Origin of the sequence: Halomonas sp. LBP4 (assembly GCF_003202205.1) — a bacterium.
GTDB classification, from domain to species: domain Bacteria; phylum Pseudomonadota; class Gammaproteobacteria; order Pseudomonadales; family Halomonadaceae; genus Halomonas; species Halomonas flagellata.
The window spans coordinates 513,322-531,672 of sequence record NZ_PDOG01000004.1; the positions used below are offsets into that span (position 1 = coordinate 513,322).

17 protein-coding genes are annotated in these 18,351 nt (G+C 67.7%); 7 read left to right on the forward strand and 10 right to left on the reverse strand.

Annotated features, from left to right (window positions below; genetic code table 11):
* Positions 1-60 precede the first annotated feature (60 nt).
* The 3 genes from CR157_RS15805 to CR157_RS15815 all read left to right on the forward strand — a co-directional run bounded on the left by CR157_RS15805 (position 61) and on the right by CR157_RS15815 (position 2,597).
* Entirely contained in the window at positions 61-1,746 is a 1,686-nt protein-coding gene (locus CR157_RS15805) for an FAD-dependent monooxygenase (protein ID WP_110284475.1), read from the forward strand.
* Positions 1,747-1,748: 2 nt separating this feature from the next.
* Entirely contained in the window at positions 1,749-1,955 is a 207-nt protein-coding gene (locus CR157_RS15810) for a DUF2783 domain-containing protein (RefSeq protein ID WP_110284476.1), read from the forward strand.
* Positions 1,956-2,090: 135 nt separating this feature from the next.
* Positions 2,091-2,597 carry a hypothetical protein gene (locus CR157_RS15815; RefSeq protein WP_110284477.1) on the forward strand — a complete coding sequence of 169 codons (507 nt, stop codon included), beginning with the start codon at positions 2,091-2,093 and terminating at the stop codon, positions 2,595-2,597.
* An 83-nt stretch (positions 2,598-2,680) separates the two neighbouring features.
* Here the strand turns inward: CR157_RS15815 and CR157_RS15820 are convergent, their stop codons facing one another.
* The 7 genes from CR157_RS15820 to CR157_RS15850 all read right to left on the reverse strand — a co-directional run bounded on the left by CR157_RS15820 (position 2,681) and on the right by CR157_RS15850 (position 10,089).
* On the reverse strand, positions 2,681-3,904 hold the full coding sequence (locus CR157_RS15820; protein WP_110284478.1) for a multidrug effflux MFS transporter: 1,224 nt from the start codon (positions 3,902-3,904) through the stop codon (positions 2,681-2,683).
* Between the two features lie 120 nt (positions 3,905-4,024).
* On the reverse strand, positions 4,025-4,669 hold the full coding sequence (gene maiA / locus CR157_RS15825; protein WP_110284479.1) for a maleylacetoacetate isomerase: 645 nt from the start codon (positions 4,667-4,669) through the stop codon (positions 4,025-4,027).
* Between the two features lie 10 nt (positions 4,670-4,679).
* On the reverse strand, positions 4,680-5,699 hold the full coding sequence (locus tag CR157_RS15830) for a fumarylacetoacetate hydrolase family protein (protein WP_110284480.1): 1,020 nt from the start codon (positions 5,697-5,699) through the stop codon (positions 4,680-4,682).
* Positions 5,700-5,783: 84 nt separating this feature from the next.
* Positions 5,784-7,094, reverse strand: coding sequence for a homogentisate 1,2-dioxygenase (hmgA, locus tag CR157_RS15835; RefSeq protein ID WP_110284481.1), 1,311 nt, complete (start codon positions 7,092-7,094; stop codon positions 5,784-5,786).
* Positions 7,095-7,108: 14 nt separating this feature from the next.
* On the reverse strand, positions 7,109-7,333 hold the full coding sequence (locus CR157_RS15840) for a DUF2783 domain-containing protein (RefSeq protein ID WP_110284482.1): 225 nt from the start codon (positions 7,331-7,333) through the stop codon (positions 7,109-7,111).
* Positions 7,320-9,044: an FAD-dependent oxidoreductase gene (locus CR157_RS15845; RefSeq protein WP_110284483.1), complete on the reverse strand. Its 1,725-nt coding sequence runs from the start codon at positions 9,042-9,044 to the stop codon at positions 7,320-7,322. Before CR157_RS15845 ends, CR157_RS15840 begins: the two co-directional genes overlap by 14 nt.
* 76 nt (positions 9,045-9,120) lie before the next feature.
* Positions 9,121-10,089 (reverse strand): MBL fold metallo-hydrolase, encoded by a 969-nt coding sequence (locus tag CR157_RS15850; RefSeq protein ID WP_110284484.1) that lies wholly within the window; start codon positions 10,087-10,089, stop codon positions 9,121-9,123.
* Positions 10,090-10,481: 392 nt separating this feature from the next.
* Between CR157_RS15850 and CR157_RS15855 the strand changes: the two genes are divergently transcribed.
* Genes CR157_RS15855 through CR157_RS15870 form a run of 4 tightly spaced genes read left to right on the forward strand, consistent with a single transcriptional unit; the run spans position 10,482 to position 13,946 of the window.
* Positions 10,482-11,531, forward strand: coding sequence for a TRAP transporter substrate-binding protein (locus CR157_RS15855; RefSeq protein WP_110284485.1), 1,050 nt, complete (start codon positions 10,482-10,484; stop codon positions 11,529-11,531).
* A 19-nt stretch (positions 11,532-11,550) separates the two neighbouring features.
* Positions 11,551-12,090 (forward strand): TRAP transporter small permease, encoded by a 540-nt coding sequence (locus tag CR157_RS15860; RefSeq protein ID WP_110284486.1) that lies wholly within the window; start codon positions 11,551-11,553, stop codon positions 12,088-12,090.
* Positions 12,087-13,382: a TRAP transporter large permease gene (locus CR157_RS15865; RefSeq protein ID WP_110284487.1), complete on the forward strand. Its 1,296-nt coding sequence runs from the start codon at positions 12,087-12,089 to the stop codon at positions 13,380-13,382. Before CR157_RS15860 ends, CR157_RS15865 begins: the two co-directional genes overlap by 4 nt.
* Positions 13,383-13,433: 51 nt before the next feature.
* Complete coding sequence (locus CR157_RS15870; protein WP_110284488.1) at positions 13,434-13,946, forward strand: MarR family winged helix-turn-helix transcriptional regulator; 513 nt, start codon at positions 13,434-13,436, stop codon at positions 13,944-13,946.
* 102 nt (positions 13,947-14,048) lie between these two features.
* Here CR157_RS15870 and CR157_RS15875 read toward each other — a convergent pair whose 3' ends face one another.
* From CR157_RS15875 to CR157_RS15885, 3 genes are all read right to left on the reverse strand, one after another.
* Positions 14,049-14,873, reverse strand: a complete 825-nt coding sequence (locus tag CR157_RS15875) for an IclR family transcriptional regulator (RefSeq protein WP_110284489.1) — start codon at positions 14,871-14,873, stop codon at positions 14,049-14,051.
* A gap of 207 nt (positions 14,874-15,080) precedes the next feature.
* Positions 15,081-16,427, reverse strand: a complete 1,347-nt coding sequence (locus tag CR157_RS15880; RefSeq protein ID WP_110284490.1) for a uracil-xanthine permease family protein — start codon at positions 16,425-16,427, stop codon at positions 15,081-15,083.
* Between the two features lie 341 nt (positions 16,428-16,768).
* Positions 16,769-18,133, reverse strand: coding sequence for an 8-oxoguanine deaminase (locus CR157_RS15885; protein WP_110284491.1), 1,365 nt, complete (start codon positions 18,131-18,133; stop codon positions 16,769-16,771).
* Positions 18,134-18,351: the final 218 nt, after the last annotated feature.

Below are 18,351 nucleotides of genomic sequence, written 5' to 3' on the forward strand. Positions count from 1 at the left end.
GCTCTCGGCGGGATATGCTGCGTGATAGCTGATCCGACAACCATAACAGGAGCCCGCCCCATGCGACCCGCCGGACGCGCCGAGACCGACTCGCTCTATTTCGATTATCCCCATTTCCCCTTCGTCCGTCCTCCCGAGCTGGATGGCCGGGCCGTGCGCCACCGCGTGGCCATCGTCGGCGCCGGCCCGGTGGGCGTGACCGCCGCCCTGGAGCTGGCCCGCCACGGCATCGAATCGGTGGTGCTCGACGACAAGGCCACCGTCAACGACGGCTCCCGGGCGATCTGCATTTCCCGCCACAGCCTCGAGATCCTGCAGCAGCTCGGCATCGACGAACGCTTCACCGCCAAGGGGCTGGGCTGGACCCAGGGGCGCACCTACTTCCGCGACCGCGAGATCTACCGCTTCGAGATGCCCCACTCGGATCAGGAGCGCTTCTACCCGATGGTCAACCTGCAGCAGCAGTACATCGAGCAGTTCCTGATCGACAAGGCCGAGGAGAGCGACCTCGTCGAGTTGCGCTGGCAGAGCGCGGTGACCGGTGTCAGCCAGGACGACCGGGGCGTGACCCTGGAGGTGACCACGCCGGAGGGCGACTACCGGCTCGAGGCCGACTACCTGCTGGCCGCCGACGGGGCCCGCAGCGTGGTGCGCAAGGCCTTCGACCTGTCGCTGCACGGCGAGGCCTACGAGGGGCGCTACGTGATCGCCGACGTGCGAATGAAATCGGACTTCCCCACCGAGCGCCGCGCCTTCTTCCACTCCTCGGCGCTGCCCGACTCCACCCTCCTGGTGCACAAGCAACCCGACGATATCTGGCGCATCGACTACCAGCTCGGCCCCGACGAGGATCCCGAGCAGGCGGTGGAGGAGGCCAACATCCGCGAGCGGGTCGCCACCATCATCGCGATGCTCGGCGAAGAGGGCGGCTGGGAGCTGGAGTGGTGGAGCCTCTACAAGGCCCACACCCTGGCGCTCGACGACTATCGCCATGGCCGGGTGCTGTTCATCGGTGACAGCGCCCACCTGGTGCCGATCTTCGGCGTTCGCGGGCTCAACAACGGCCTGGCCGATGCGGTCAACGCCGGCTGGAAGCTGGCCCGGGTGCTCCAGGGGCAGGCCCCGGACCGGCTGCTCGACAGCTACACACCGGAGCGCCGTGGCGCCACCCTGGATGTGTTCGCCAATGCCGGCAGGAGCACCCGCTTCATGACCCCACCGACTCGCGGTTATCGGCTGATGCGCGACGCCGCCTTGGCACTGGCCTTCCACAACGACTACGCCAGCGGTTTTGCCGACCCGCGCCAGGTCACCCCCTACACCTATGCCGAGAGCCCCTTGACCCTGGCCGACCGTGACGCCTTCAGTGCCGGCCCGATCCCGGGGGCGCCGCTGATCAATCGCCGCCTGGGCGAGGACGACTTCCTGCTCGACCACCTGGGCCGGGGCTTCACCCTGTTGCTGTTCAGCGAGGACGGCCGCCTGCCGGACGACCTGGACAAGCGCCTGGTGGACCTGCGGGCCCGCGACCCCGAGTTCACGGTCGTGACCCTCAGCCGCCAGGTGGCTGAGGAGGGCCCGGGCCCCATCCTGCCGGACCCCGACGGCGATCACTTCGCCGCCTATGGGGCCACGAACGGCACGGCCTATCTGGTCCGCCCGGACCGCCATGTGGTGGCGCGCTGGCAGCGCCTTGATCCCGCCGCCCTCGATACCGCTCTGATGACCGCCCTGGGAGGAGAATGATCATGACCACACCGACACTACCCTTCGCCGACCTGGAGCAGGTCTACGAGCAGCTGGCCACCACCCTGGACGGCCTGCCCGAGGAGCAGGAGCGTCTGTTCCTCGCCCAACTGGCGCTGGCCCTGGCGCATCGGGTCTCCGATGTCGACCAGGTGATGGCTGCCATCGAGGAGGCCCGGCGCGGTGTCGAGGACACTGGCTCCCGCTGAGCGGACCGGCCCACCGTGCTGGCCTGAGCCCTCGCCTGAGTGAGGGCTCACTTTGTTCCCGCTACCCTGATCCAGATCAAGGCAAGAGGCGACGGAGGGAGCGACGCTGTGGGTCGGGCGACAGAGGAACACGCAATGAGTTCACCTCGATCCTCCCCCCATCCCACGGCGCCCGCCAGCGAGGCGCGGCTTCGCGACTACCTCGAGGGCGAGCAGGCCCTGCTCGAGCTCAAGTGTTGTGCGCCGAAAAAGCTGAGTGTGCTGATCCATGACCTGTCGCGGCCGATGAGCCGCACTCTGGAGCAGGCACTGGCGCGCAGCCTGGCCGCCGGTGAGATCCCGGGCTTCTGGCCTAGCGATACCCTGATGCCGCCGATGATGCAGCGCTTCGGGCTCACCCCGGCGGTGCTCGCCAAGGACCCGGCCATCCATGCCCTGCGCACCACCTGCAACACCTGCTCGAAGGCGGGGACCTGCTGGCTGGCCCTGAGACACCAGGCGTCGCGGGCGGAGTGCCGCGATTTCTGCCCCAATGCCGAGGCCTTCGAGCGCCGGGCGCCACCGGCTGGGAGCGACGCGTCCGGGCAGGCCCGTGCCCATCAGTGCGGCAATTGTGGTACCCCGTCAGTCCGCTGCACTTGAACGAGCGGAGACAGCAGCTCCCAGCGGAGGGCCTTGGGCACGACCACGCGGGCCATCGAGACACTCCGGCCCGAGGGCTGGGCTCATGCCCGATTTCGAGACTGCTCGGCGGCGGGTACGGCGCAGGGGGCCGACCTCACTAGCCCCAGGTAGGCCACCAGCGCCAGCACGCCGCCGAGGCCGATGGCAATGGCCATGGTGCGCGAGGTGCCGTCGTGGAACTGGCCGACCAGGGCGCCGCCCAGGGCGGCGATGGTCATCTGCAGGAAGCCGAACAGCGAGGAGGCCGAGCCGGCGATGCGGGGGTTGGGGGCGAGCGCCCCGGCCATGCTCTGGGGCATGACGATGCCGAAGCCGATCAAGTAGAGCATGTGGGGCCCGATCACCGCCCAGGGGGTGAAGACCCCGGCCAGCGCCAGGGCCGCCATGCTGCTGCCACCCAGGGCACACAGCAGGGCGCCCATCTGGATCAGGCGGTCATGACCCAGGCGGCGGCTGTAGCGTCCGCTGAGCAGGGTGCCGGTGAAGAAGCCGCCGACGATCAAGGTAAAGAGCACGCCGTAGAGGGTGGGCGCCACCCCCATGAACTCGATCAGCACGAAAGACGAACCGGAGAGGAAGGCGAACATTCCGGCGAAGGCGGCGGCGTTGGTCAGGGTGTAGCCGACGAAGGCGCGCTGGCCGAGCAGCAGGTGGAAGTTGGCGAGAATCGCCCGGGGGCTGGTCGACTGGCGATACTCGGGGGGCAGGGGCTCCGGCAGCAGGAAGACCAGGATCAGCAGCATCACCGCGGCATACAGGGCCAGCAGCACGAACACCGACGCCCAGCCGAAGAGCAGCAGCAGCCCGGCGCCGATGACCGGGGCGAGCGCCGGGGCGAGCGCCATGGTGCTGGCCATGTAGGAGAGCACCCGCCCCGCCTCCAGGGGGCCATGGATGTCGCGCACCGCGGCCCGCCCCAGCACCGGCCCGGCGGAACCGCCGAAGGCCTGCAGGAAGCGTCCCACCAGCAGCCACTCGATGCTCGGCGCGAAGGCGCACAACAGGCTGGCGACGAGGAACAGCGCGAACCCGGCGATCATCACCGGCTTGCGGCCGAAGCGGTCGGCGATGGGGCCGCAGATCAGCTGGGCCAGGGCGAAGCCGGCCATGTAGAGGCTCAGGGTCAGCTGTATCTGGTCGGGACCGGTGTCTAGGGCGGCGGCCATTTCCGGCATGGCCGGCAGGTACATGTCGGTGGCCAGTGGGCCCAGGGCGGTCAGCGCGGCTAGCACCACCACGGTGGCGGGGGAGGTCAGCCTTAGCACCCGGTTCTCCTTGGGCGGCGCCGCGTTGCGCCGTCCCATCTCAAGGCGGTGGAACGAGAAGCGGGCGCGATTCGATGGCAACAGGAATCGCGCCCGCTTTGTTAGCTCGCTTATTGTAACTCAGCTCGCGTCAGGCTGCGCCCCCGGTGCCGCCTGCTGGAAGGCCTCCTGGGCATGGCAGTTGGCGACGATGCGCCGGATCCGCGGGTAGGCCGAGAGGTCGCACTCGAAGCGCTCGGCGTTGTACACCTGCGGCACCAGGCAGATGTCCGCCAGGGTGGGGGCGTCGCCGTGGCAGAAGTCGCCGCTGCCCGCCTCGCGGGAGAGCATCGCCTCCAGGGCGCCGAACCCTTCGGTGATCCAGTGGCGGTACCAGGCCAGCTTGGCGTCGTCGTCCAGCTTCAGTTCATGGACGAGGTACTTGAGCACCCGCAGGTTGTTGAGCGGGTGGATCTCGCAGGCCACCAGCTGGGCCAGGGCGCGGACCCGGGCGCGCTCCGCCGGGTCGATCGGCAGTAGCGGCGGCTCGGGGTAGCGCTCCTCCAGGTACTCGCAGATCGCCAGCGACTGGGTCAGATGGGTGCCGTCGTCGATGGAGAGCAGCGGCACTAGCCCCTGGGGGTTGAGGGCGCGGAAGGCGTCTCCGCTCTGCTCGCCCTTGACCAGGTTGACCAGGGCCTGGTCGTACTCCAGGCCCTTGAGGTTCAGGGCGATGCGCACCCGATAGGCGGCCGACGAGCGGAAATAGCCGTAAAGCGTCGTCATGGCTCGCTCCTTACTTGGGTTGATATTTCACTACCTGCTGGTCGATGGCGCCGAAGATGCTCTTGCCCTCGCGGTCGAACATCTCGATGCGCACCCGGTCGCCGAAGCGCATGAAGGGAGTCTTGCTGTCGCCATGCAGGATCTTCTCCACCATACGGACCTCGGCCAGGCAGCTGTAGCCCACGCCGCCATCCGACACCGGCTTTCCGGGGCCGCCGTCGGGATCCGGGTTGGAGACGGTGCCCGAGCCGACGATGGCACCGGCGCCCAGGTAGCGGGTCCGGCCGGCATGGGCCACCAGTTGCGGGAAGTTGAAGATCATGTCCGGGCCCGCCTCCGGCTCGCCGAACTTTTCGCCGTTGAGGTGCACGGTCAGCGGCAGGTGGACCTTGCCGTCCCGCCAGGCGTCGCCCAGTTCGTCCGGGGTCACGGCGATCGGCGAGAAGCTCGAGGCCGGCTTGGCCTGGAAGAAGCCGAAACCCTTGGCCAGCTCGCCGGGGATCAGGCCGCGCAGGCTGACGTCGTTGACCAGCATCACCAGCTTGATATGGCCGGCGGCCTGCTCGGGTGTCACCGCCATGGGCACGTCGTCGGTGACCACGGCGATCTCGCCCTCGAAGTCGATGCCGTGCTCCTCGCTCACCGCCTCGATGTCCTCGGTGGGGGCGAGAAACTTGTCGCCACCGCCCTGATACATCAGCGGGTCGGTCCAGAAGGTCTCGGGCATCTCGGCGTTACGAGCCCGTCGCACCAGCTGAACATGGTTGAGATAGGCCGAACCGTCGGCCCAGTGGTAGGTCCGCGGCAGCGGCGAATGCAGGGCGGCCTGGTCGAGGTCGAAGGCGCCCTCGGCCTGGCCGTCGTTGAGCTTGGCGTAGAGCGCCTCCAGCTGCGGAGCCAGGGCATCCCAGGCCTCGATGGCCTGCTGCAGGGTGGCGGCGATACCGGTGGCGCGCACCGCGCGGGTCAGGTCGCGTGAGACCACGATCAGTTCGCCGTCGCGGCCGTTCTTGAGGGTGGCGAGTTTCATCGTCTTTCGATCCTTGTCGTCAGGGGCGAGGCCCTTTCTTCGGGGGCCTCGCGAACGTGGGCCGTGTCGCTCAGGGCCCATACCTCAGGGCTTGGTCGGGTCGAAGTGTGAGCGCAGGGTCGACCAGACGTCCACGTAGTCGCGCTGGCGATACTCCGTGGCAAGCGCTGCCTCGGTGGGGTGATAGACGTAGCGGCTCTCGAACATGAAGGCGAGGGTATCACCCAGATACTGCGGCTTCAGCTCGGCATTGGAGGCCTTCTCGAACGTTTCGGCATCAGGGCCGTGGGGCGACATGCAGTTGTGCAGGCTGGCGCCGCCCGGCAGGAAGCCTTCGGCCTTGGCGTCATATTCACCGTGGATCAGGCCCATGAACTCGCTCATCAGGTTGCGGTGGAACCAGGGCGGACGGAAGGTGTTCTCGGCCACCATCCAGCGCGGCGGGAAGATGACGAAGTCCAGGTTGGCCATCCCCGGGGTGTCGGAGGCCGAGGTCAGTACGGTGAAGATCGACGGATCGGGGTGGTCGAAGCTCACCGTGTTGATGGTATTGAAGTTGGCCAGGTCGTACTTGTAGGGCGCGTAGTTGCCGTGCCAGGCGACCACGTCCAGCGGCGAGTGATCCAGCCGGGTCGCCCAGAAGCGGCCGGAGAACTTGGCCACCAGGGAGAAATCGCCTTCGACATCTTCGTAGGCGGCCACGGGGCTCCGGAAGTCACGCGGGTTGGCCAGGCCGTTAGCGCCGATGGGGCCCAGGCCGGGCAGCTCCATCGGGCTGCCGTAGTTCTCGCAGATATAGCCGCGAGCGGCGTCGACGCCGGCCGCCCGGCGGACCTGGAACTTGACGCCGCGGGGGATCACGGCGATGTCGCCGTTGGCGACGTCGAGATCGCCGAATTCGGTACGCAGCCGTAGCGCGCCCAGCTGCGGGACGAAGAGCATCTCGCCATCCGCCGTGTAGAAGAAGCGGTCGGTCATGTCCTGGTTGAAGGCGTAGATATGCACGCCAACACCACACTGGGCGCCGGCATCACCGTTGACGGCGATGGTCAGCAGGCCGTCGATGAAGTCGGTGGGCTCGCCGGGCAGCGGGGCCGGATCCCAGCGCATCTGGTTGGGGTCGGCGGCGGGCTTGTCCAGCGGCGAGGTGTGAACCTGATGGTTCTCCAGCGGCTGATAGGCGCTCTGTACCACGGACGGGCGGATACGATAGAGCCAGCTTCTCAGGTTCTGGTGGCGGGGCGCCGTGAAGGCCGACCCGGTCAGCTGCTCGGCATAGAGGCCGTAGGCGCAGCGCTGGGGCGAGTTCTGGCCCTCGGGCAGGGCACCGGGCAGCGCCTCGGTGGCGAAGTGGTTGCGGAAACCGCTCTGGTACTGAAGCGTCTCGGTGGTCATGGCAGTATCCTCTCTCAGCGCTGTTCTTGTTGGGCCGATGCCGAGTCGGCGGCCTGGCCGGCGATGGCCAGCGCCTCCTCGAGCACCTGCTGGTCGCCGATATGGTTGGCCAGCAGCAGGATCAGCCGGGCGTTGATGCGTTCGCTCTCCTCCTCGCTGCGTTCCCGGTGCGCTTCGGTCAGCGCGGCGTAGAAGGCGTCCGGGTCGGTGAAGTTCGGGTTCAGTTCAAGCCGTGGCATGGCGGTCTCCCTGAATTTGGGAAAGAGGGGCAAGGTGGGTGCCCAGGGCGCGGCCCAGTGCAGCGCCGACCGCCTCGGCCGACACCTCGGTCCAGCGGGCGGTCACATGCTGGTCGGGGCGGAACAGGTAGCTCGCTCCGGGGGCCAGTCCATAGCGCTCGGCCACCAGGCCCTCGGCGTCCTCGATCACCACGCTACGCGGCAGCTGCGTCAGGGCGTGGGGGGTGGGGCCGACGATCACCAGGTCCAGGTCGGCCTGGTGATCCAGCAGCCCCTCGAGGTCGGCGCTCAGCTTCTCGGCCTCGGGGGTATCGACCCGGCCGTCGAGGAGCAATACGAAGCGGTTGCCGATCTGGTTAAGCAGCCAGGCGTCGCTGCCCTCGAGGCGTATCGGGGCGTCCTTGGCCGGGCTGCCAGGGCGCAGATCGAGCGGCATCCCCTCGGCATCGGGGCCATTGAGCGGCGAGTCGTCGTAGCGGCAGGGCATCGACAGCCTGCCGCTGTTGACCAGGCTGCGTGCAAAGGGATACTGCTCCGCCAGCTCCAGGGTGGTGTCGCGGAACAGCCGGCTGACGCGGCTCTTGGGCGTGATGAAATCGGTGGCCCGGGTCGAGTTGAGGATGTTCTCCGCCGCACCGTGCTGGCGTTCGGTGTTGTAGGTCTCAAGCAGCGCCGCGGGAGCCTGGCCCTTGATCACCCTGGCCAGCTTCCAGGCCAGGTTGTCGATGCCTTGGGCGCCACCGTTGGCACCGCGGGCGCCGAAGGGCGAGACCTGATGAGCGGCGTCGCCCATGAAGAACACGCGCTGATGGATGAAGTCATCCATCTTGCGGCAGCGGAAGGTATAGACGCTGGCCCACTCCAGCTCGAACTCCACCTCCTCACCGAGCATCGCCTGCACGCGGGGGCGGATGTTCTCCTCCTTCTTCTCCTCTTCCGGGTCGGCGTCCCAGCCGAGCTGGAAGTCGATGCGCCAGACGTTATCCGGCTGCTTGTGCAGCAGCACCGACTGGCCGGGGTGGAAGGGCGGGTCGAACCAGAACCAGCGTTCGGTGGGGAAGTCGGCCTTCATGATCACGTCGGCGATCAGGAAGCGGTCCTGGAAGATCTGGCCCTTGCACTCCAGGCCCAGCTGGTCACGGATCTTGCTGTTGGCGCCGTCGGCTACCAGCAGGTAGTCGCAGCTGAGCCGGTAGTCACCGTCCTGGGTGGCGATCGTCACCACGCTATGGTCTGGTCGGCTGTCCACTGCGGTGACCCGGTTCAGCCAGCGCAGGTCGATGCGGTCGGCGAGCTCCTGGGCGCGATCGACCAGGTACTCTTCCAGGTAGTACTGCTGCAGGTTGATGAAGGCCGGCACGCGGTGGCCTTCCTCGGGCAGCAGGTTGAAGTCATAGACCTCGCGATCCTGGAAGAAGACGCGGCCATGCTGCCAGGTGACCCCCTTGTCGAGCATTGGCTGGGCGGCCCCCAGGCGGTCCATGATCTCCAGGGTGCGCTTGGCGAAGCAGATCGCCCGCGAGCCCACGCTGACGGTGTTGTTGTCGTCCAGCAAGATGCTGTCGATGCCCTGCTGGGCCAGGTCGATGGCGGCGGTCAGCCCCGAGGGGCCCGCCCCGACGACCACCACCGGGCAGTGGCGTATCTCGCTGAGGTCCAGTTCGGGCGGGCGTCGATAGGGATAGACGGGATTCTTGTAGGTCTTCGGCATGAGTGGCTCCCACGGCATCGCCGGGGCAGGAGCCCCCGGCGAGCTTGTCTCGATCCGGACCGGGTCCGGACAGCGGTTACTGGATCTCGACGACGTCCTGCAGCGAGTGCCACATGTCGGTGTCGCGCTCGGCGGTCCAGATGCGCGGATCCGGGTACTCGCCACCCGCCTCGTCATAGCAGCGGGTGATATCGAAGGGTAGGCAGTGATCGAAGATTACCCAGTGGCCGTACTTGGGCTTGAGCTTGGCGTAGGTCTCGGCGTAGCACTCGGACAGCGACTTGCCGGCGGCCTTGCCGGCCTTGACGCTCTCGTACATGTCGGCGAGGAAGTCGCGAGTGCCCTGGATGGCTTCCTGACACTGCGCGGGGCTCTGCAGGGCGTCGCCGCGGCCCGGCACCAGTTTCTGCGGGGCCATCGCCTGCAGGCGGTCCAGGGTGGCGGGCCAGTCCTCGTGGTAGGCGTCGCCGGTGTAGGGGGTGGCGCCGTATTCGACCAGGTCGCCGGAGTACATAACCTTCTCCTCGGGCAGCCAGACGATGGTGTCGCCCTTGGTGTGGCCGCGGCCCAGGTGGATGATGCGCACCTCGCGCTTGCCCATGAACACGGTCAGTTCCTGCTGGAAGACGATGTTCGGCCAGGTCAGGCCGGGCACGGAGTCGACGCCCTTGAACAATCGCGGGAAGCGGCCGACCTCGGACTCGTAGTCCTGCTGGCCGCGCTCCTTGATCAGGTCATAGGTGTTCTGGCTGGCGTAGATGTTCTCGGCGTCGTAGGCGGAGGCCCCCAGCACGCGCACGGCATGGTAGTGGGTCATCACCACGTGCTTGATCGGCAGGTCGGTGACCTCGCGGATCCGGCGGATGACGTCCTGGGCCATGATCGGGGTGGCCTGAGTGTCGATGACCATCACGCTGTCGTCGCCGATGACGATGCCGGTGTTGGGGTCGCCCTCGGCGGTGTAGGCGTAAAGGCCTTCGGCCAGCTTGTCGAAGCTGATCTGCTTCTCTTCGGTATCGGCGTGCGAGGCGAATTTCTTGCTCATGGTTCCTCCGGTGTCGTCGGGCTGGGCCCGGTCGGCGTTGTCTCTGCCATTGGCTCGGCCAGTGGCAAGATAATAGTTGCTTGTGAAACTGGTTGTCCAGCCGTCCTCGGGACTTTCACGGGTGTTAAGGGCTGTTGTGTGTAGTAACCCGCTGTGGTCGCTGGCTTTCATCTCACCATTAGACTTAAGTTTAAGCCGTATTGGTGCCTTTATGGTTGCACGGGAGACTAATTGGCAGGCAAGGTGTGCGCAACAGACACTGGCTCCGCGGCCCCGGCCAAGCAGGGCCCTCTGGTGGCATTCACCATCACTGCGAGGTCACCACGATCTCACCACCTCACTACAAGAACGGGCGGCACCCTGGCCGCCATCCCGTGACGACGGAGGACACAATGAACAAGACCATCGGACTGATGTTGGGCACCCTGGCCGCGGCGACCCTGAGCTCGCAGGTCCTGGCCCAGACCACCATCAACGTCAGCAGTTGGGGCGGGCCCAACCACGGCATCAATACCATTGTCTGGCCGACCTGGAAGAGCTGGATCGAGGAGGCCACCGAGGGGCGCGTGACGCTCCAGGTCACCGAGGACCTGGGGCCGCCCGCAGCCCAGATGGCACTGGTCGCCGACGGCGTCGCTGATGCCAGCTGGATCTTCCACGGCCACATGGCCGGGCGCTTCGCACTGACGCAGCTGCCGGAGTTTCCCACCTTCGAGGACTTCTCCTCCGAAGCCGCTTCCGCCGCCTACTGGCGCACCCACCAGGAGCACCTGGCCCAGGCCAACGAGCACAGGGGGTTGGAGGTCATGGCCGTGGGCGTGCATGGCCCCGGCCAGATCTTCACCGGTGAGCAGGTCGAGAGCCTCGACGACCTGACCGGCAAGCGCCTGCGCGTGGGTGGTGGAGTGATGACCGAGCTGGCCAACGCCATGCAGGTGACCGGCGTGGCGCTGCCGCCCACCGGTGTCTACGAGGCGGCTTCCCAGGGGGTGATCGACGGCGCCATGCTGACCCTCGAAGGGCTGCGCAGCTTCCGCGTGGCCGAGGTGCTGCCCAATACCCTGCAGGTCGACGGCGGCTTCTACCGCGGCAGTTTCGCCATCATCATGAATCCGATGGTCTGGGACCAGGTCTCCGCCGAGGATCGCGAGGCCATCGAGGCGGTCTCGGGGGAGTCCCTCTCACGGCTGTTCGGCTACATGATGGATGTCTCCGACGAGCGCGGCGTCGCCTTTGCCGAGGAACTAGGCAATACCTTCACCCAGGCCTCCGAGGCGGATATCGCCATGCTCCGGGACGTCAACGACGAGTTGATCGACCAGTGGGCCGACAAGGTCAGCCGTGGCGACCTGGATGCCCGGGAGGCGCTGAGCTTCTTCCGCGAGCAGCTGGCCGTGGCGGCCGAAGGCGACAGCATCGAGTCACGCGTGGCGCAGGAATAACCCCCGTCAGGAGCTGACCATGACTAGCATGTCGACCCCCTGGCCGCGCGTCGGTCGGGCCATGCAGCTGGGGCTGGAAGGGGTGGCGGGCGCCACCCTCTTCGCCATGATGCTGCTGACCACCGCCGACGTGACCGGCCGCTACTTCTTCAATTCACCGATCCTCGGTGCCGTCGAGCTGACCCAGCTGATGCTGGCGGCGGTGATCTTCCTGTCGCTGCCGGTGGTGTGCTGGCGCGAGGAGCATGTCAGCGTCGACCTGCTCGACGCGATCTTTCCGGCGCGCTGGATCTGGCTGCGTCAGGTGATCGTCAACCTGATCGTCACCGCGGCGCTGTGGGTGATGGCCGGGCGCGTCTGGGCGCTGGGCGTGCGGGCCTTCGAGTGGGGCGACGTCACCGAGTTCCTGCGCATCCCGACCGGCTACCTGATCTACCTGATGGCGATCATGCTGGCGGTCTCCGCGCTGCTCACCCTGGGCCGCGCGCTGGGCTATCTGCTCGAGGGCGTGGGCGCGGTCGCACGCGGTGGGCCACTGAGCCCGGGAGGCGATAAATGATCGAGTCACTCTACGGCTTCGCCGCCCTGCTGCTGCTGGCCTTCCTGCGCGTCCCGCTGGCGTTCGCCATGGGCATCGTCGGTTTCGTCGGCTTCTACTACCTGACCGGCAACTGGAGCGCCGCCGAGGCGATGGCCGCGCGGCGGGTGGTGGACACCGGCATGGACTACGGCCTGTCGGTGATCCCGCTGTTCATCCTGATGGGCAACTTCGTCTCCCATGCCGGGCTGTCGGATGCGCTGTTCCGTGCCTCCAACGGCTTTCTCGGTCACCGCAAGGGCGGCCAGGCGATGGCCACCATCGTCGCCTGTGGCGGCTTCAGCGCGATCTGCGGTTCGAGCCTGGCCACGGCGGCGACCATGGGACGGGTGGCGATGCCGCAGATGCGCAAGTACGGCTACAAGGACTCGCTGGCCGCGGCGTCGATCGCCGCCGGCGGCACCCTGGGCATCCTGATCCCGCCCAGCGTGATGCTGGTGATCTACGGCATCCTCACCGAGACCAGCATCCGCGAGCTGTTCGCCGCGGGCTTCATTCCCGGGATGGTCGGCATCCTGTTCTACCTGGTGGCGGTGAAGTGGGTGCTGTGGCGCGACCCGGACGCCGGCCCGGCCGGCGAGACGGTGCCCTGGGCCGAGCGGATCGCCGCGCTCAAGAACGTGGGCAGCACCCTGGCGCTGTTCGTGCTGGTGATCGGCGGCATCTACCTGGGGGTGTTCACGCCCACCGAGGCGGCCGGCATCGGCGCCATGGGGGCCTTCCTGATCGCCCTGGCCAAGCGGGCACTGAGCCCGCGGGTGGTGATGAATGTGCTGATGGACACGGTGCGCACCACCGCGATGCTGTTCGCGGTGGTGCTCACCGCGCTGATCTTCGCCAACTTCATCAACCGCGCCGGGCTGCCCACTGACCTGCTGGCGCTGGTCAACGGGCTCGACGTGGCGCCGTTCGTGGTGATCCTGGTGATCCTGGCGATCTACGTGTTGCTGGGCTGCGTGTTCGAGAGCATGTCGATGCTGCTGCTGACGGTGCCGGTGTTCTTCCCGGTGGTGGCGGGGCTGGGCTACGACCTGGTGTGGTTCGGCATCCTGGTGGTGATCGTGATCGAGATCAGCCTGATCACGCCACCGGTGGGGATGAACGTCTTCGTGCTGCGGGCGGTGCTGCCGGACGTGTCGACGGGGACGATCTTCCGCGGGGTGACGCCGTTCTGGATGGCGGGCACGGCGCGCGCGTTGCTGGTGCTGGTGTTCCCGGGTATCGTGCTGTTCCTGCCGCAACTACTCTACTGACCTCGCCGGGCGACAGGGCCGGCGTATCGTGATCGACAGGGAGATCGCTTGATGGACCGCAAGCAAGTGCCGCTGGCTCCGGAAGACGAGCGGCAGGGCGCCAACCGGGCAGGGCTGCCCACCAAGCCCGAGCTGGACCTCGACCAGTTCCTGCCCTATCGGCTCAACAGCCTGGCCGATCGCATCAGCGACGAACTGGCGAGAATGTACGAGGAGCGCTACGCGCTCAACGTGGCCCAGTGGCGGGTGCTGGCCTGGCTCAGCCACCGCGACCTGCTCAATGCCAAGCAGATCTGCGAGGCGACGCGCATGGACAAGGCGCGGGTCTCGCGGGCGGTACAGGCGCTGGTGGATCGTGGCCTGATCAGCCGCAGCCCCTCGAGCCGGGACCAGCGGCTGCATGACCTGCGCCTCACCGAGGCGGGGCAGGCACTGCTCGCCGAGCTGATTCCCGAGGCCCAGGCTTGGGAGGCCGAGCTGGTGGCGACCCTTACCGCAGGCGAATATCGCGACCTGCTTCACGCCATGCGCAAGCTGGAGCGCCAGCTCGAGCGTATCGGCTAGCGCTGCACCCCGTACCGATTACCTCCTCTCTGCGCCCGGCCCTTCGGCCGGGCGCACTGCGTTTCACGAGGTCGGGTCGGCAAGGCTGCTCAGCCGACCTGTTCAGGCCTCCGGCACCCGGCCGCCCAGGCGTGCGGAGATCTCGGCGGCGGTCTCGCGCACCAGCTCCCCCAGCTCCCCCAGCCGCGTCTCGGGAATGCGTGCCACCGGCCCCGAGACCGAGATGGCCGCCAGCGGAATGCCGTGCTCGTCGTGCAGGCAGGCCGCCACGCAGTGCAGGCCGATGGCATGCTCCTCACGATCGCAGGCATACCCTTCGCGGCGGATCCGGGCGAGTTCCTCGCGCAGCGACTCGGGGGTGTACAGGGTGTTCTCGGTGACCCGGGTCAGGCCGCGTTCGGTGAGGACACGCTCGAACTCGTCGTCGGGCAGCCAGGCCATCAGGGCCTTGCCCACGCCGGAGGCGTGCAGCGGTGCCCGGGAGCCGAGCCGGGTGATCATGCGCATCATCTGCGGCGACTCGCTCTGGGCGAGGAACACCGCGGTGCTCCCGTCGCGGATGCCGAGGTTGGCGGTCTCGCCGGTCTGGACGGTGAGGCGGCGCAGGAAGGGGCGGCTGGCGCCGACGAAGTCGCGGGCCTCGAGGAAGCTGTTGCCGATGCGGAAGGTCTTGACGTCGATCTTCCAGAGCCCGAGCTCGTTGTCCTGGGTCACGAAGCCCTGGCTCTGCAGCGCCTGGAGCAGCCGATGGGTGGTAGAAGGCGCCAGGTCGGCCTGCTCGGCGATCTCCGAGAGGGCCAGGCCGCCGGGGCTGGCCGCCAGGCGCTCGAGCATGTTGAGCCCCCGTACTAGTGACTGGCTGTGACCGCTGGTGCTCTTGCCCGACCCGGCGGGCCGCCCCGCTGTTCTGCGCTTGCCTTCGCTCACCGCAACTTCTCCCGCCTGCCCTTTCGAGAATGCCGCCCGGACCCCATGCCCGGCTATCGTTCATCAGGATACCCTGTCGGTGCCGCGCTGTCTCGTTTGCGGAAAAGGGTTCCATATCGATTGTGGCATTGGCCCTGGCAAGACGGGAGCCTGACATGACGGGGCCCGCTCGATAAGCGGGCCCCGTCATGGCCGAAGGGTGAGGGGTCAGACGTTGGCGCGGAACGCGCGATCCTTCTTGGGCAGTACCAGGTTCAGCACGATGGCGGCGATGGCACCGGGGATCAGGCCGGACTCGATGATCGCCTGGACGTTGGTGCTGAGGTCGGCGTAGAGCCCTTCCTGGGCCGGCAAGCCCACCGCGGCTGACAAGGAGATGCCGATGATCACCATGTTGCGCTTGTTAAAGTCGATATGGGAGAGCATCTTGATGCCAGCGCTGGCGATCATGCCGAACATGATCAGCACGGCGCCGCCGAGCACGGCATTGGGAATGCTGGAGATGATGGCGCCGAGCTTCGGCACCAGGCCGGCCAGCACCAGGAAGCCGCCGCCGATGGCGACCACGAAGCGGCTGACGACCCCGGTCAGGGCGACCATGCCGACATTCTGGCTGAAGCTGATCTGGGGGAAGGCGTTGAAGATGGCGGCGAAGACGCTGGCCAGGCCGTCGGCCATGACGCCACCGGAGAGTTCCTTGGCGGTGGGCTCGCGGTCCAGGCCGCCGGCGGTGGTGCCGACGATGTCGCCGATGGATTCGGCACAGGTGACGATGGCCAGCAACACCACCGGGATGATGGCGGCGAAGTGGAATTCCAGGCCGATGGTCAGCGGTACCGGCAGCGACAGCCAGCCGGCGTTGCCGATGCCGTCGAAGCCGATGTAGCCGAAGGCGGCAGCGACGGCGTAGCCGGCGACCAGGCCGAGCAGCGGTGCGGTCTCGGACCAGATGCCGCGGCCGAACTGGTGCAGGCCGAGGGTGACGACCAGCACCAGGGCGCCGAGCAGCAGGTGATGAGGGGCACCGAAGTCCTCGGCACCGAAGCCCCCGCCCCAATAGGCGAAGCCTACCGGCATCAGCAGGGTGCCGAGCATGACCACGAAGGTGCCGGTGACCACCGGCGGGAACAGGAAGCGGAACACCGGCAGGAACAGGCCCACCAGGGTCATGGCGATCCCGCCGCACAGGGCCGCGCCGAGCGCCGCGGGCAGGCCCATGCCGACGGCGATGGGGATCAGCACCGGGACGAAGCCGAAGCTGGTACCCATGACGATGGGCAGGCGGGCGCCGATGGGGCCGAGGCCCAGGGACTGGACCAGGGTGGCGATCCCGGCGACGAACATGGCGGCCTGGATCATGAAGGCGGTCTGGTCCGGCGGCAGGTCGGCGGCCCCGGCGATGATGATGGGCACCGTGACGTTACCCACGAACATCGCCAGCACGTGCTGCAGCCCCAGGGGCACCGCCCGGCTGAGCGGCGGCATGGCGTTGACGTCACGGGTGCTGCGCACCTGTTCGTCCATCCCTTCGGCGGTCAATTCGCTGGTTGGCATAGGTAGGGTTCTCCTGTTGTCGTTGTTGGGAAGTGCCGTCTAAATGCCTGCGCGGGCGAATCGCTGGGTTGCGCGGTGCTCGAAAGCCTCACCTATACCCCCTAGGCTCCGGTTGACTCGAAACCTGCGGTTTCTCGCCCCTTCGGGGCCATCCTGCGGATGTTTGTCGCTGCGCTCGGCTCTGCGCTCCGTGCGCCTTGCGCTTCATCCCGCTCGGCGATTTCTTCAGCGCTCCATTGCCACCCCGGAAACCGTGCCAGGCACCCGTTGAGGGGCAGGTCACGGTAACCGTATGAAAATCATGCACCGATCGTGCCGACCGCGGTGCTCGCCGCCCCGCCCTAGAGGGCCTGGCGCAGGGCGCGAGCCGCGGCGTCGTGCCGGGCCAGCAGCGCCTCGAGGTCGACGTCCAGCGGCCGGCCCCCGGCGACGCGCCACTGCCCGGCGACCATTACCCGGTCGGCGCGGTGGGCACCGCACAGCAGCAGGGCGGCCAGCGGGTTCTCGGCGCCGGAAAAGCGCGGCTCATCGAGCTTGAACAGGGCCAGGTCGGCCTGCTGTCTCGGCTTGAGGCCACCGATGTCGCGGCGGCCGAGGCAGCCGGCCGAGCCCTCGGTGGCCCAGCGAATCACGTCCTGGTGACGCACCCGGCTCGGCGAGTAGCGCAGGCGGCCGATCAGCAGCGCCTGGCGCATTTCCTCGGCCAGGTTGGAGTGATCGGCGGAGGCCGAGCCGTCCACCGCCAGGCCCACCGGGCAGCCCGCGGCCTCGAGTTCCAGGGTGCGGCACATGCCGGAGCCCAGCACCATGTTGGAGGACGGGCAGTGGGCGATGCCGGTACCGGCCCGGCCCAGGCGCTGGACCTCGTCGTCGTTGAAATGGATGCCGTGGGCCAGCCAGCTTCGGTCGGATAGCCAGCCGGTGGCCTCCAGGTAATCGAGCGGGCGCATGCCAAACAGCGTCTGGCAGTAGTTGGTCTCGTCCTCGGTCTCGGCCAGATGGGTATGCAGGCGCACGTCCTTGGCTTCGGCCAGGCGAGCGCTCTCCTGCATCAGCTCGCGGCTGACCGAGAAGGGCGAGCAGGGTGCCAGCGCCAGGGTCACCATGGCGCCCTCGCCGCGCTCATGGTAGGCGTCGATCAGCCGCACGCTCTCGTCGAGGATGGTGACCTCGTCCTGTACCACCGACTGCGGCGGCAGGCCGCCGGCCTCGCGTCCCACGCTCATCGAGCCGCGGGTCAGGGCCGCGCGGACCTTGAGGCGCCTGGCGGTCTCGACCTGGATGTCGATGGCCTGCTCGAGGGCTCCGGAGAAGACGTAATGGTGGTCGGCCACGGTGGTGCAGCCGCTCATCAGCAGCTCCACCATGGCCAGTTCGCTGGCCAGCGCCAGCTGGTCTTCGGTGAGGTGGGCCCAGACGTCGTAGAGGGTTGTCAGCCAGGGAAACAGCTCCTTGTTGAGCGCCGGCGAGTAGGCCCGGGTCAGGGTCTGGTAGAAGTGGTGATGGGTGTTGACCAGGCCGGGCAGCAGCACATGGGCGGAGGCGTCGAAGGTCTGGTCGATCGGCGTGCTGGGGGTGGCGCCCCGGGCCACGGCCTCGACGATGCGATCGCCCTGGATCACCACGCCACCCGCGGCGGCGGAATCGCTGGCGGCGAGGGGGTGGCGGATCCACAGGGTGTCGTGGCGGTTGTCGGGATGGGTCATGCAGTCCTCCTGGGTGACTTCGCGAAGCGAAGGGTTACCCAAGCATCGTGACCAGCCATGAGGCGGATACCTGGTTCAGGTGCCTTCGATGGAATCGGCCCGACGAGGCGGCACGGGCGCGGGACGCGGCCTCATGGTGCCTGTCTATCGGGCTGTGTACTCTTTTGGTTCTTGGTTGTTCTCATTAATTGTGTACAAAATGAAAGGCCAAGGGAGGA

Coding starts and splice junctions, on each gene's coding strand:
- CR157_RS15805 (WP_110284475.1), top strand. CDS start 61: ATGCGACCCGCCGGACGCGCCGAGACCGACTCGCTCTATTTCGATTAT.
- CR157_RS15810 (WP_110284476.1), top strand. CDS start 1,749: ATGACCACACCGACACTACCCTTCGCCGACCTGGAGCAGGTCTACGAG.
- CR157_RS15815 (WP_110284477.1), top strand. CDS start 2,091: ATGAGTTCACCTCGATCCTCCCCCCATCCCACGGCGCCCGCCAGCGAG.
- maiA (WP_110284479.1), bottom strand. CDS start 4,669: ATGACGACGCTTTACGGCTATTTCCGCTCGTCGGCCGCCTATCGGGTG.
- CR157_RS15830 (WP_110284480.1), bottom strand. CDS start 5,699: ATGAAACTCGCCACCCTCAAGAACGGCCGCGACGGCGAACTGATCGTG.
- hmgA (WP_110284481.1), bottom strand. CDS start 7,094: ATGACCACCGAGACGCTTCAGTACCAGAGCGGTTTCCGCAACCACTTC.
- CR157_RS15840 (WP_110284482.1), bottom strand. CDS start 7,333: ATGCCACGGCTTGAACTGAACCCGAACTTCACCGACCCGGACGCCTTC.
- CR157_RS15845 (WP_110284483.1), bottom strand. CDS start 9,044: ATGCCGAAGACCTACAAGAATCCCGTCTATCCCTATCGACGCCCGCCC.
- CR157_RS15850 (WP_110284484.1), bottom strand. CDS start 10,089: ATGAGCAAGAAATTCGCCTCGCACGCCGATACCGAAGAGAAGCAGATC.
- CR157_RS15855 (WP_110284485.1), top strand. CDS start 10,482: ATGAACAAGACCATCGGACTGATGTTGGGCACCCTGGCCGCGGCGACC.
- CR157_RS15860 (WP_110284486.1), top strand. CDS start 11,551: ATGACTAGCATGTCGACCCCCTGGCCGCGCGTCGGTCGGGCCATGCAG.
- CR157_RS15865 (WP_110284487.1), top strand. CDS start 12,087: ATGATCGAGTCACTCTACGGCTTCGCCGCCCTGCTGCTGCTGGCCTTC.
- CR157_RS15870 (WP_110284488.1), top strand. CDS start 13,434: ATGGACCGCAAGCAAGTGCCGCTGGCTCCGGAAGACGAGCGGCAGGGC.
- CR157_RS15880 (WP_110284490.1), bottom strand. CDS start 16,427: ATGCCAACCAGCGAATTGACCGCCGAAGGGATGGACGAACAGGTGCGC.
- CR157_RS15885 (WP_110284491.1), bottom strand. CDS start 18,133: ATGACCCATCCCGACAACCGCCACGACACCCTGTGGATCCGCCACCCC.